The following is a 12682-nucleotide window of genomic DNA, read 5'->3' on the forward strand; positions in this document are numbered from 1 at the left end:
GAGCTTTATGCCGAAGACGCTGACGTCCGTTCTGCTCTTGGCTTTCTCGGTGTTGCTGGCGGCGTGCAACGCCAGCAACGTCAAATTTTCCATCGTTTCCGGTTCGGAAAACACCGTATTGGAGCCGATCGTCCAGGAGTTCTGCAGCAAGCAGGGCGCATCTTGCACATTCGCCTATGAAGGGTCGCTCGACATCGGGCTTGGCCTGCAAAAGCCTGGCGGAGTCGACCAGGATGCGGTCTGGCCGGCTTCGAGCGTCTGGGTGGATCTGTTCGATTCCGGCCGCAAGGTGCGCAACCTCACCTCGATTGCGCAGATGCCGGTCATTCTGGGCGTACGCAAATCCAAGGCGGCCGAACTCGGCTGGGTCGGCAGGCAAGTCTTCATGAAGGACATCCTTGCCGCGGTGAAGGACGGCAAGCTCAAATTCCTGATGACATCGGCGACGCAATCCAATTCCGGCGCCAGCGCCTATCTCGCCATGCTGTCCAGCGCGCTTGGCGGCAGGGAAGTGATCGAACCCGGTGATCTCGACAAGCCTGATGTGCGCGAGGCGGTCGGCACCTTGCTGCAAGGCGTTGAGCGCTCGTCCGGCTCGTCCGGCTGGCTGGCCGACCTCTATGTCGATTCCGTGCGCCAGGGCACGGTCTACGATGCGATGTGGAATTACGAGGCGACGCTGAAGGAGACCAACGACAAGCTCAGGCAGATGGGCAAGGAGCCGCTCTATGCCGTCTATCCGGCCGACGGCGTCGCCGTCGGCGACTCGCCGCTCGGCTTCATCGATCACGGACGCGGCGCGGATGTCGAAAAATTCTTCACCGATATGCTTGCCTATCTGCAGTCGGACGCCGTGCGCAAACGCATTGCCGACACCGGCAGGCGGTTGCCGCTTGGCGGCCCGGCGATCCAGGCGACGGCCGAACCGGACTGGAACTTCGATCCGGGCAGATTGGTGACGTCGATCCGCATGCCCGAGCCCGCGGTGATCCGCAAAGCTCTCGATCTCTACCAGCAGGCCTTGCGCAAGCCGTCGCTGACCGCGCTTTGCTTCGACTTCTCCGGCTCCATGGAGGACCAGGGCGAAAAGCAGCTGCAGGCGGCCGCGCAGTTCCTGTTCACGCCCGAAAAGGCCAGCGAAGTGCTGGTGCAATGGACGCCATCGGACCACATCTTTGTGCTGCCCTTTGACAGCGCCGTTCGCGACAATTTCGAAGCGAGCGGCGATCCGGCCGGCCAGAGCCGGCTGCTGGCGGCAGTCGCGGAGCAGCACGCCGGCGGCGGCACCGACATGTATGCCTGCGCCGAGCAGGCGCTGCAGAAAATCACAGCCACGACCGATCTGTCGAAATATCTGCCGGCCATCGTCATCATGACGGACGGCCGCACCGAGGGCAGCGCCGACATGTTCCTCAACCAGTGGCGGAATGCGCCGGTGCGCGTGCCGGTATTCGGTATCACCTTCGGCGATGCCGACAAGAGCCAGCTCGACAGTCTCGCCAAGGCTACTTCGGCACGCGTCTTCGATGGCAGCGGCGATCTTGCTGGCGCGTTCCGCGCCGCCCGCGGCTACAATTAGGCTACGGCATGCGCGGCTTGTTCGGCAACGACTGGAACTGGATCGCGGCAGGTGCGGTATCGGCCGCGTTGCTGCTGGGCTTGAGCTTCCTCACCCACTTCCCGTTCCTGGTGTCGGCCATCATCTCCGTGCTGGTCTTTGCCGGGCTGGTATTCGTGCTGGCGCCGCGTCAATTGTTCGAAGGGCTCGATCTGCGCTCGCTCAGCGGCAGCAAGGTGGCATTCGCCCGCGAGCTCCTGGCGCAGGCGCAGCCGGCGGCCGACCGGCTCGCGGCGGCGGCCCGCTCGATCTCGGACAAGGACATGCAAGCCAAGGTGAAAAACCTGTCCGACATAGCCGCCGACGTGGTCTCCAGGGTCGAAGCCAAGCCCGAGAGCGCGCCGGCCGTACGGCGTTTTCTGACCTACTATGTGCCGCAAGCCGCGGAAGTCGCGGAAGGCTATGCGACGCTGGCAAACCGGCGCGCACCCAGCCAGGCGCGGCTGGCCAGCGTCGGCGCGGTGATCACCAAGCTCCAGGACGCTTTCGTGCATTATGCGGACAGTCTGGCCGACTCCGAGCTTGGTACGCTCGACGTCGACCTGCGACTCATTCAGGAGTCGCTGAAAGAGGATATCGGTCGCTGATGGCCATTTCGCGCCGCGCTTTCGGATTGGGTCTGCTCGGTGCCGCCGCTGCCGGAACCGGCGGCTATCTGACGCTCAAAGATCGCCCGGAGTTCCGAGGCTATCTCGGCAACAGGGCACATCTGTTCGGCTTCATCGGCGGCGAGAAGCAGGCGTTCCTGGCCGACCCCGACGTCGTTCGCGCGCTCGGTGGCTATGGCCTGGAGCTCGATGCACGCGTCGCCGGTTCCGTCGAGATGGTGCGGGAAGCGGCACTGCTGTCGCAAAAGCCGCAATTTCTGTGGCCTTCATCGTCGATCATGGTCGATCTGGCGCGCAAGAGCGGCGCGGCGATCCGAAACGATCAGGTCGTGCTCAACTCGCCGATCGTGGTCTACACATGGGGGCCGGTAGTCGAAGGCCTGAAAAAGAGCGGGCTGGTGAGCGTCGCCGCCAAGGGCGGCTACAACCAGCTCGATCTCAAGGCGCTGCTCGACGCCGTGCTCGCCGGCAAGACGTGGTCGGCTCTGGGCGTCGACGAACTCTACGGCCGGGCCCGCATCGTCTCCACGGACCCCAATCGTTCCAACTCCGGCTTTATGTTCGCCGGGCTGGTGCTCAGCCTGATGAGCGGCGACGTGGCGACGCAGGAGCTGCTCGCCCAGCACGGCGACCAAGCGAAGGCGATCTTCCGCAGCATGGGGCTGAAGTCGTCCTCGTCAGGAAAGCTGTTCGACCAGTATATCGCCGGCGGGCTCGGCGCCGAGCCGATGGCGGTGGGCTATGAAAACCAGCTGGTCGAATGGGCGCTTGCCGATCCTGCGCGCTGGCAAAGGGTGCAGGCCGGCACCGGCGCGAAGCCGGAAATCCTCTATCCCAGGCCGACCGTTTATTCTGCTCATCCGCTGATCGTCATCGATCCTGCCGTCGATCAACTGCTCGAGGCGCTGACCAGCCCGCAGTTGCAGGAACTGGCCTGGTCGAAGCACGGTTTCCGCGGGCCGCTCGGCACCGTCGCCGCCGGCAGCGACACGATCGCAGGCGTGCGGCCGGCCGAAATCGAGGCGGTGCTGCCGATGCCCTCCGCCGACGTCATGCTTGCGCTGCTTGCCCAGATGGAAGGTTAGCAGTTACCCTCTTCCCATCCGGTTCCAGGCATCCAGCCCGGCGATTTTGTAGGCTTCGGCCAGCGTCGGATAGTTGAAGGTGTTGTTGACGAAGAAATCGACGGTGCCACCGAGATTGATCACCGCCTGGCCGATATGGATCAGTTCGGTCGCGCCCTCGCCGACGATATGCGCGCCGAGCAGCCGGCGCGTTTCGATCGAGAACAGAAGCTTCAGGAAGCCGGTGTTGACGCCCATGATATGGCCGCGCGAGGTTTCGCGGAAGCGCGCCACGCCGACCTCGTAGGCGCCGCCGCCCTCGCGCACCTGCTCCTCGGACTGGCCGACGGTCGAGATTTCCGGCACGGCGTAGATGCCGTAGGGAAAGGTTTCCGGCGGCGGCGGCAACGGCACGCCGAAGGCATGGCAGGCGGCCACCCTGCCCTGTTCCATCGAGGTCGAGGCGAGGCTCGGAAAGCCGATGACGTCACCGGCGGCATAGATGTTCGGCGCGCTGGTCCGGAAGCTCTGCGGGTCGACCTTGATGCGGCCCCGGGAGTCGGCCTCGATGCCGACCACATCGAGGCCGAGCGCGCCGACATTGCCGGTGCGCCCCGCCGCATAGAGCACCATCTCCGAGCGTATGCTGCGGCCGTCGGCAAGCGTCACCTCGGCATAGTCGGGTTTCGAGGCGATCTCCTTGATCGCACTGCCGAGCCGGATCGTCATGCCGCGGTCGCGCATCTGATGGATGAAATCGTCGACGATCTCGCGGTCGACGAAATCGAGGATGGAGTCGCGCGGCTCGACCAGCGTCACCGGCACGTCGAGCGCCGAAAAGATCGTCGCGTATTCGACGCCGATGACGCCGGCGCCGATCACCGTCAGCGTCCGCGGCAGGCGCTCGAGTTCCAACATCTCGTCGCTGTCGAAGACACGGGTCTTGTCGAAAGGCACGTCGCGCGGCCGGTGCGGGCGGGTGCCGACCGCGATCAGCGCATGCGCAAAACCGACTTCGCTGTAGTCGCCGGTATCCGTCGTCAAGCTGGCTCTGTTGGGACCGAGAAACTTGACTGTGGCGCGCGCGCTCTTGACCGTGTTGCGCATGAACTGGTGCTGCAGCACCTCGACCTCGTGATCGAGCGTCTTGTGGAGGCGTTCGATCAAGTCGCCGACCGAAATATCCTGCTTGACCCGGTAGCCGCGCCCGTAGAAGCCGCGCTCGCGCCAGCCCGAGAGGTTGAGCACGGTTTCCCGCAGCGTCTTCGACGGAATGGTGCCGGTATGCACGGACACGCCGCCAAGGCGCCGGCCCCTGTCGGCCACCAGCACGGATTTGCCAAGCTTGGCCGACTGCACCGCAGCGCGGCGCCCAGAAGGCCCGCTGCCGATCACCAGCATGTCGTAGTCCATATTGGCCCTGTCCCTCGCCCCTTGGCGCATTGCCGTATTTGTTGCGCTGCAGCAAACTAACGTCATCCGTGCCGCAAATTCAACCGATCACGGCTACATTCGGCGTTGCCTCCAGTCGCAGGCCGAAAAAAGGCTCGATCTTGATTTCGCCGCAGGACTTCACCATTTCAACATCAGGCGGTCCGCATCCTATGCCGGGCCTGATTGCGAGGAAATGACATGAACGCGCGCGTTCTCGACGGCGAAATCACCACCAGCAGGCTCGATGATGTCAGGGCCTATGATGGCGTGCGCACGCGGCGTGTTCTCGCCTTCATCATCGATTATTGCATCGTCGCGCTGCTCACCATTCCGTTCGCGATCCTGGTGTTCCTCCTCGGGATTTTGACGCTAGGCCTTGGCTGGATGCTGTTTTCCGTCCTCGTGCCGGCCGTCGCCATCCTCTACATCTGGAACACGCTCGGCAGCACCGACCAGGCCACGACAGGCATGAAGATTATGGGGATCCGGCTCGACCGTCTGGACGGCACCCGCATCGACGGGCTGACGGCAGTGGTGCATTCGGTTCTGTTCTGGGCCGGCAACGTCATCCTGACGCCGCTGGTCCTTCTGGTGTCGCTGTTTGCCGACCGCAAGCGCACGCTGCACGACCTGCTGCTCGGCACGGTGGTCAGCCGCAGTGACCGCTGAAACAGCTTTTCACCAGTCCCCGCGAGCATTTATGTGCAAAGTGAAGGCGTCCTATAGCCACGCTTTCACAATCCTGTTGAATTTTTCGCCGTGCGCGCCAAAGGTATGATGATTCGCAGGAGTGTTTCCAAGGGTCGATGACGCAGCATCCAACCCAGTCGCCGCAGTTCTTCCTGACCGCGCCGTCGCCATGCCCGTATCTTGAGGGCCAGTTCGAGCGCAAGGTGTTCACGCATCTGGTCGGCGACAAGGCATCGGAGATGAACGACCTGTTGACGCAAGGCGGCTTCCGGCGATCGCAAAACATCGCCTACCGGCCGGCCTGCGAGACTTGCCGCGCCTGCGTTTCGGTGCGCATCCTGGCCCAGGAATTCACTGCCAGCCGCAATATGAAGCGGGTGATACAGCACAATTCAGACCTCATCGGCGCGATGCACGACGCGCAACCGTCGACCGAGCAGTATTCGCTGTTCCGCAGCTATCTCGATGCCCGCCATCGCCGCGGCGGCATGTCCGACATGACGGTGCTCGACTATGCCATGATGGTCGAGGATACGCATGTCGACACCAAGGTCATCGAATACCGGCGCCGCGGCCCCGACAGCTTTATTACCGGCAAGGGCCAGGGCGAGTTGATCGCAGTCGCCCTCACCGACAAGATGGCCGATGGCCTGTCGATGGTCTATTCCTACTTTAACCCGGACTTCGAGGACCGCTCGCTCGGCACCTTCATGATCCTCGATCACATCGCTCGCGCCAGGGCGATGGGCTTGCCCCATGTCTACCTCGGCTACTGGGTCAACGGCTCGCGCAAGATGAACTATAAGATGCGCTTCATGCCGCAGGAGCATCTCGGCCCGAAAGGCTGGGAACGCTACGACCACGAAGCGGTTTCGCGCTGATCCGCTGCTTCCCCAACCATCCTTAAAACTGCTTCAAGGAGGATGCTGGTTTTCGGCTGCTTGGCTGAAACGCCAGAGCTGGGCCAATTTTGCGCCTGCCTCCAAATTCATTGCGGAATTGCCATGTCGTACCACAACGATCATCAAAAAGGCCTTCTCATCACCGCCATTGGCGGGCTGACGCTGACCATCGACATTCCACTGATCCGGCTCGCCGACGGCGGCGCATGGACGATCCTCCTGCTGCGCACCGGCACCACCCTGGTCGCGGCGCTGATCATCTGGGCTGTGTGGCGCTCGCTGAGCCGGAACGCGCCGCAGCTCATCCCCGGCTGGTCTGGGCTCGTCGTCGCCCTATGCTACGGGCTGACCTCGGTCACCTTCGTCACCAGCATCTATCACACCACGACCGCCAATCTGGTCTTCATCCTGGCCTTCAACACCGTGTTCGCGGCACTGCTGTCCTGGCTGTTCCTGAAGGAGCGGCCGCGACTGGTCACCGTGATGGCGATGCTGGCCATGATCGTCGGCGTCGCGATCATCGTCGGCGATTCGGTCGGCACCGGTCACCTGTTCGGCGACCTCATGGCGCTGTGCTCGGCTTTCTTCATTGCGCTGGCCATCACCATCTCGCGGGCCAGCGGCAAGGACATGGGGTTCACTTCGCTGATCGGCGTGATCCTGCCCCTGGCCGTCGCGGTGTTCATGGTTTCGGGTGAAGGATTCCAGGTAAACGCGCCATGGTGGATCATCTTCAACGGCGCCGTCATCATGCCGATCTCGTTCTTCTGCCTCGCCAACGGACCGAAATATATTTCGGGACCGGAAGTGGCGATGTTCTATCTGCTCGAAACAATGCTGGCGCCGGTCTGGATGTGGATGATCTTTGCCGAGACGCCGTCGCGCAACAGCCTGATCGGCGGCGCGATCCTGATCGTCACGCTGGTCGCCCATTCGCTATGGCAGCTGCATGAGGGGCGCAAGCGCCGCGCCAGCCTTGCCGTCCGTCACCCGGCCTGAGACTTCTTCTCGGCAACGATTTCGATCTGCGGCGGCGGCGCCCCTTCGAGTTTCGCCGGTGCTACGGGGTCAAGCTCGTCGGCCAATTCCACCTCGCGCAGCCATTCGCGCCAAATCGCGACCAGCAACGCCATCAGCACCGGACCGATGAACAGGCCAAGAAAGCCCATCGTCTTGACGCCACCGATCAGGCCGAAAAAGGTCGGCAGGAACGGCAGCTTTATCGGGCCGCCGACCAGCTTCGGCCGCAATGTCTTGTCGACGATGAACAGTTCGACGCTTCCCCAGATGAACAGCGCCAAACCGGCCATCGGCGAGCCGCTGGCGGCGAGATAGATCGAAACAAGCGTGAAGGACAGCGGTGCGCCGCCGGGGATCAGCGCCATGATGCCGGTCAGGGCGCCGAGCGTCACCGGCGAAGGCACGCCGGCCAGCCAGTAGGCCACGCCCAGCACCACCCCCTCGCCGATGGCGATAATGGTCATGCCGGTCACCGTCGAGGAAATCGTCGCCGGCACGACGCGTGAAATCCGCTCCCACCTGGTCGGCAGGATGCGTTCGCCGAGACGATCGACCTGCCCGGCGAAATGCTCGCCGTCGCGATAGGCAAAGAACAGCGCGATCATCATGAACAGCAGCGCCAGCAGAAGGCCGAAGGCGCTGCCGCCGGCGGCCAGCACGCCGCGGTAGATGCTGCCGATGTTGGCGCCGCTGATCAGCTGGATCAGTTCGCCGATGCCGCCGGGATGGCCGAGATTGCGCGTCCACTGCTCGTTCAGCCAGTCGCCGACCACAGGCAGCGTGGCGATCCAGTGCGGCGTCACCGCGCCATGGCGGTTGGTCTCGATCGCCCAGCCAACCCATTCGCGGACTTCATTGCTGGCGTAGGAGCCGGCGAGCGCGATCGGCACCACCAGGAAGGTCAGGATGAACAGGATCGCCAATGTCGCGGCGACCGTGCGGTTGCCGCCGACGGCAGCAAGCAACCGCCGATAGAGCGGCCAGCTGGCAAAGGCGATGACGAGAGCAGCCAGCACCGGGACCAGGAAACCATGAAAGAAATAGACCCCGGCGGCGACGATCAGCACCAGAAGCCACCGCGCCGCCGACAGCGGCGGAATGACGGCGGATCTGACCGGCGTCGACAGGCCGAACAGGCGCTGCTGCCCTTCCGGTTTCCGAACCCTGGCTTCTTTCAAATGCCCATTTCTCCCAAACGCATGTGTCCGCGCCTTATGTAGCGATGCTTATGCACCATGATAGTGCAGCAATCGTGACGACATTCCAAATGTTTGGATGGAGGCGCTAATCTCCCCCCTTGAGGCCCCTTGAGGGGGAGATGTCGCCGAAGGCGACAGAGGGGGTCGGAACGTTCAGACGCGACCCCTTACACGAAAAGAGGAGGCTGGAGCTTCACGCGCGGCGCCCCCCTCTGGCCTGCCGGCCATCTCCCCCTCAAGTGGCCTCAGGTGGGGAGATTAGCAGCCCTACCCGAATTTCCCCGTCCTCGGGAATCCCTTCGGCACCATGCGTCCGGCCGAGGCTCGGGCGCCGATCCATTCGACCAGCTCTTCACGTGATTTGCTGAAGGTGCGGTCGGCAGAATCCTGCCAGGAGAGGCCGCTTGCGAGCGTAACGGTCTTGAGGTCGAGGACGCCACCATCCTTGTACTTCTGCAGGCGAACGCCCTTGCCGCGACCCATCTCCGGGATCTCGGCGAGCGGGAAGACCAGCATCTTGCGGTTCTCGCCGACAATGGCGAGATGGTCGCCGGCGACCGGCACACAGCGCTGGGCCTCGTCGGGCGCCTTGACGTTCATCACCTGCTTGCCCTTGCGGGTGTTGGCGACGACTTCCTCTTCCGGCACGATGAAGCCGTTACCGTCGTGCGACACCAGCAGCAGCTTGCGCTTGGGATCATGGACAAAGGCAGTGACGATGTCCTGGTCGTTGTCCATGTCGACGATGATGCGGATCGGTTCGCCATGGCCGCGCCCGCCCGGCAGCCGGTCGGCGCCGATCGTGTAGAACTTGCCGCCGGTGGTGAAGACCAGCACCTTGTCGGTGGTCTGGGCGTGGAAGGCGAGCTTGATGCTGTCGCCCTCCTTGAAGGTCAGCAACGAATGGTCGGTCAGGTGGCCTTTCATCGCCCTGAGCCAGCCCTTTTCCGAAACGACCACGGTGACCGGCTCGCGCTCGATCATGGCATGAGCGATGTCGGTCAGGTCATGTTCGGGCGCGTCGGCGAACTGGGTGCGGCGCTTGCCGAGCGCGGTCTCCGGTCCGAATTTCTCGCGGATGCTGGAGACTTCCCACTTGATCGTCGACCACTGCCTGGCATTGGACGCGAGCAGCCCCTCGATCTGCTTCTTCTCGGTGGTGAGACCGTCGAATTCCTTGCGGATCTCGAATTCCTCGAGCTTGCGCAGGGCGCGCAGCCGCATGTTGAGGATGGCTTCGGCCTGGTTGTCGGTGAGCGACCAGCGAGCCATCATCACTTGCTTGGGCTCGTCCTCCTCGCGGATGATCCTGATCACCTCGTCGATGTTGAGATAGGCGATCAGATAGCCGGCGAGGATCTCCAGCCGCCTTTCGATCTCGCCGAGGCGATGCCTGGAGCGGCGGATCAGCACCTCGCGGCGGTGCTCCAGCCATTCCTTGAGCACGCCTTTCAGCGACAGGACGTTGGGTATCTTGCCGCGCGACAGGACATTCATGTTGAGCGGAAAGCGGCTTTCGAGCTCGGTCAGCTTGAACAGCGATTCCATCAAAATGCCGGGATCGACCGAACGGCTCTTCGGGACCAGAACGACGCGGATATCCTCGGCACTCTCGTCGCGGATGTCCTCGAGCAGCGGCAATTTACGCGCCATCAGCAGCTCGGCGATCTTTTCGATCAGCCGCGCCTTCTGGACGCCATAGGGGATTTCGGTGACGACGATGCTCCAGGTGCCCCTGCCCTGGTCCTCCTGGCTCCATTTCGCCCTGACGCGGAAACCACCGCGACCGGTCTCGTAGGCTTCGAGGATCGAAGCGCGGCTGTCGACGATGATGCCGCCGGTCGGGAAATCCGGGCCTTGGACGAAATCCATCAACGCCGTCACCGGCGCATCGGGGTGCTCGATCAGATGCAGGGCGGCGTCGCAGAGCTCGGCGGCATTGTGCGGCGGGATCGAGGTCGCCATGCCGACGGCAATGCCGGACGAGCCGTTGGCAAGCAGGTTGGGGAAGGCGCCGGGCAGCACGACCGGCTCCTCGTCCTCCTCATTGTAGGTTGGCCGGTAGTCGACCGCATCCTCGGTGATGCCGGACAGCAGCTCGGTCGCCACATCGGTCATGCGCGCTTCGGTGTAGCGCATGGCGGCGGCGTTATCGCCGTCGATATTGCCGAAATTGCCCTGGCCGTCGACCAAGGGATAGCGCATCGAAAAATCCTGCGCCAGCCGCACCAGCGCATCGTAGATCGACTGGTCGCCATGCGGATGGAACTTGCCCATCACCTCGCCGACGATGCGGGCGCATTTGGCGAAGCCCTGGTCGGGGTTGAGCCTGAGCAACCGCATGGCATGCATGATGCGGCGATGGACCGGTTTCAGCCCGTCGCGCACATCCGGCAGCGCCCGGTGCATGATGGTCGACAGCGCATAGGCGAGATAGCGCTCTTCCAGCGCTTTCTTCAGATCGATCGGCTCGATGTTGTCGCCACCGCCATCGCCAGGCGGCAAAAGCCTTTTTCCCATAGGCTGGGACTAGCCGAGCGGGTGATTCGCGGCAAGAGGCGCTTGAATCGGGCAGCCTCTTCCGCAACACGAACTGGACGCCGAGCAACATCACTCGGTTGCATCCCGCTTCTATGGCAATGGATCGGATTTGCCTTTCGCCGTGGTTTTCGACCATTGTGCGGGAGTACGCCTTTTTCCCGTCCAGTTCGTCGCTGAAGGGTGACGGCGCAACGAATTGAAAAGACAATCCTCAGGACAACTCTCAGGGAACCGCGATGACGATCAGACGCTCGACACTCAACAAACTCGCTTTTTCGACCTTGCTGCTGGCGCTGCCGCTGAACGTTGCGTTCGCGCAGGACGCGGCGGTCGCCGACCGGCTGAAGGCGGCTCTCGCCGCCCAGGGCGTCGACATCTCCTGGACCGGGGTGACGGGCGATGCCTCCAGCATGGTGCTGCAAGGCGTGGCCTTCAAACCGGCGGCCGAAAAGGAAGCGCTCAAGATCGGCGACATCAAACTCGAAGGCGTGACCGAAGCCAATGGCGGTTATGAGATCGAAACCGTCTCGACTTCGGCGTTCCAGCACAGCGAAAACGACGTCACGCTCGACTTCAGCCCCTTCGTCATCCACGACATGACGGTTCCCGCCGACGGCGCCACAGGCCCGCTGGGCTCGCTGATGATGTACAAATCGGCCGAACTCGACAACATGACCGTTAGGGTTGCCGACAAGACCGCCTTCTCGATGGACGGGCTCGCCATCGAAATCACCCCGCCGGCCGACGGCAAGGCGATGGCGTTTTCCGGCACCACGGAAAAGTTCAATGCCGACCTGACGCTGGTCGAGGACCCGAAGTCCAAGGAGGTGATCAACGCGCTTGGTTACCAGAACATCACCGGAAACCTTGCGATGGAGGGCACCTGGCAGCCTGCGGACGGCAAGATGGAGCTGTCGAAATACGACATCTCCGTCGACAATGCCGGAACGCTCGGCATGACCTTCGGTTTCGGCGGCTACACGCTTGACGTCATCAAGTCGCTGCAGGAGATGCAGAAGAAGATGGCGGCGCAGCCCGAAGGCGCCGACAATTCGGCGCAAGGCATGGCCATGCTTGGCGTCTTGCAGCAGCTTTCGTTCAACAGCGCTTCGATCCGCTTTGACGACGATTCGCTGACCAACAAGGTGCTGGACTATGTCGGCAAGCAGCAAGGCATGTCCGGAAAGGACGTCGCCAACCAGGCCAAGGCGGTCGTGCCTTTCGGCATGGCGCAGCTCAACAATCCGGAATTGACGGCGCAGGTGTCGGCTGCGGTCGGCAAATTTCTTGATGATCCGCAGAGCATCGAGATCCTGGCCGAGCCGCCGGCAGCGGTGCCGTTCGCGCTGATCATGGCAGGCGCCATGTCCAATCCGGTGGACCTGACGAAGACGCTTGGCGTGACGGTCAAGGCGAACGAAGACTGATTGGAGCGGGGCCCGGGAGCGTCAGCGCCGCCCCTCATCCGCCTGCCGTGCGCCTCTCCCCGTATAGTGACGGGGAGAAAGACACTGTCACAAATGATTTCGCCAACTGCCAGCGTTGCAAGATGGGCGCCAACGTCGCGGCCATCTGTCCTTCTCCCCGTCACTATACGGGAGAAGGT

General features: G+C 63.1%; 10 protein-coding genes. 7 read left to right on the top strand and 3 right to left on the bottom strand.

Translation table 11 applies throughout. From position 1 onward, the window contains the following. Positions 1 to 7 precede the first annotated feature (7 nt). From BQ8794_RS01285 to BQ8794_RS01295, 3 genes are read left to right on the top strand one after another with little or no spacing between them, the layout of a single operon-like run. Entirely contained in the window at positions 8 to 1579 is a 1572-nt protein-coding gene (locus tag BQ8794_RS01285; RefSeq protein WP_077371958.1) for a VWA domain-containing protein, read from the top strand. 8 nt (positions 1580 to 1587) lie between these two features. Continuing rightward, positions 1588 to 2205, top strand: coding sequence for a 5-bromo-4-chloroindolyl phosphate hydrolysis family protein (locus BQ8794_RS01290; protein ID WP_077371961.1), 618 nt, complete (start codon positions 1588 to 1590; stop codon positions 2203 to 2205). Continuing rightward, a complete protein-coding gene (locus BQ8794_RS01295) occupies positions 2205 to 3311 on the top strand; it encodes a type 2 periplasmic-binding domain-containing protein (protein WP_077371964.1) in 1107 nt (368 codons plus the stop codon). Before BQ8794_RS01290 ends, BQ8794_RS01295 begins: the two co-directional genes overlap by 1 nt. A 3-nt stretch (positions 3312 to 3314) precedes the next feature. Here the strand turns inward: BQ8794_RS01295 and sthA are convergent, their stop codons facing one another. Beyond that, positions 3315 to 4703, bottom strand: coding sequence for a Si-specific NAD(P)(+) transhydrogenase (gene sthA, locus BQ8794_RS01300; RefSeq protein ID WP_077371967.1), 1389 nt, complete (start codon positions 4701 to 4703; stop codon positions 3315 to 3317). A gap of 219 nt (positions 4704 to 4922) precedes the next feature. On the opposite strand from sthA, the gene BQ8794_RS01305 reads away from it, so the two are divergent. The 3 genes from BQ8794_RS01305 to BQ8794_RS01315 all read left to right on the top strand — a co-directional run bounded on the left by BQ8794_RS01305 (position 4923) and on the right by BQ8794_RS01315 (position 7315). Continuing rightward, entirely contained in the window at positions 4923 to 5393 is a 471-nt protein-coding gene (locus BQ8794_RS01305; RefSeq protein WP_077371970.1) for an RDD family protein, read from the top strand. Positions 5394 to 5530: 137 nt separating this feature from the next. Continuing rightward, positions 5531 to 6295: an arginyltransferase gene (locus BQ8794_RS01310; protein ID WP_027154654.1), complete on the top strand. Its 765-nt coding sequence runs from the start codon at positions 5531 to 5533 to the stop codon at positions 6293 to 6295. A 123-nt stretch (positions 6296 to 6418) separates the two neighbouring features. Further along, positions 6419 to 7315, top strand: a complete 897-nt coding sequence (locus BQ8794_RS01315; RefSeq protein WP_077371973.1) for a DMT family transporter — start codon at positions 6419 to 6421, stop codon at positions 7313 to 7315. On the opposite strand, the gene BQ8794_RS01320 is transcribed toward BQ8794_RS01315, so the two are convergent. Both BQ8794_RS01320 and parC read right to left on the bottom strand, forming a co-directional pair. Continuing rightward, positions 7303 to 8514, bottom strand: coding sequence for an AI-2E family transporter (locus BQ8794_RS01320; RefSeq protein WP_077371976.1), 1212 nt, complete (start codon positions 8512 to 8514; stop codon positions 7303 to 7305). The two genes, BQ8794_RS01315 and BQ8794_RS01320, sit on opposite strands and share 13 nt — an antisense overlap. A gap of 288 nt (positions 8515 to 8802) precedes the next feature. Next, a complete protein-coding gene (parC, locus tag BQ8794_RS01325; protein WP_077371979.1) occupies positions 8803 to 11055 on the bottom strand; it encodes a DNA topoisomerase IV subunit A in 2253 nt (750 codons plus the stop codon). A gap of 257 nt (positions 11056 to 11312) precedes the next feature. Between parC and BQ8794_RS01330 the strand changes: the two genes are divergently transcribed. Next, complete coding sequence (locus BQ8794_RS01330; RefSeq protein WP_077371982.1) at positions 11313 to 12503, top strand: hypothetical protein; 1191 nt, start codon at positions 11313 to 11315, stop codon at positions 12501 to 12503. Positions 12504 to 12682: the final 179 nt, after the last annotated feature.

The organism is Mesorhizobium prunaredense, assembly GCF_900156895.1.
Lineage (GTDB): Bacteria > Pseudomonadota > Alphaproteobacteria > Rhizobiales > Rhizobiaceae > Mesorhizobium > Mesorhizobium prunaredense.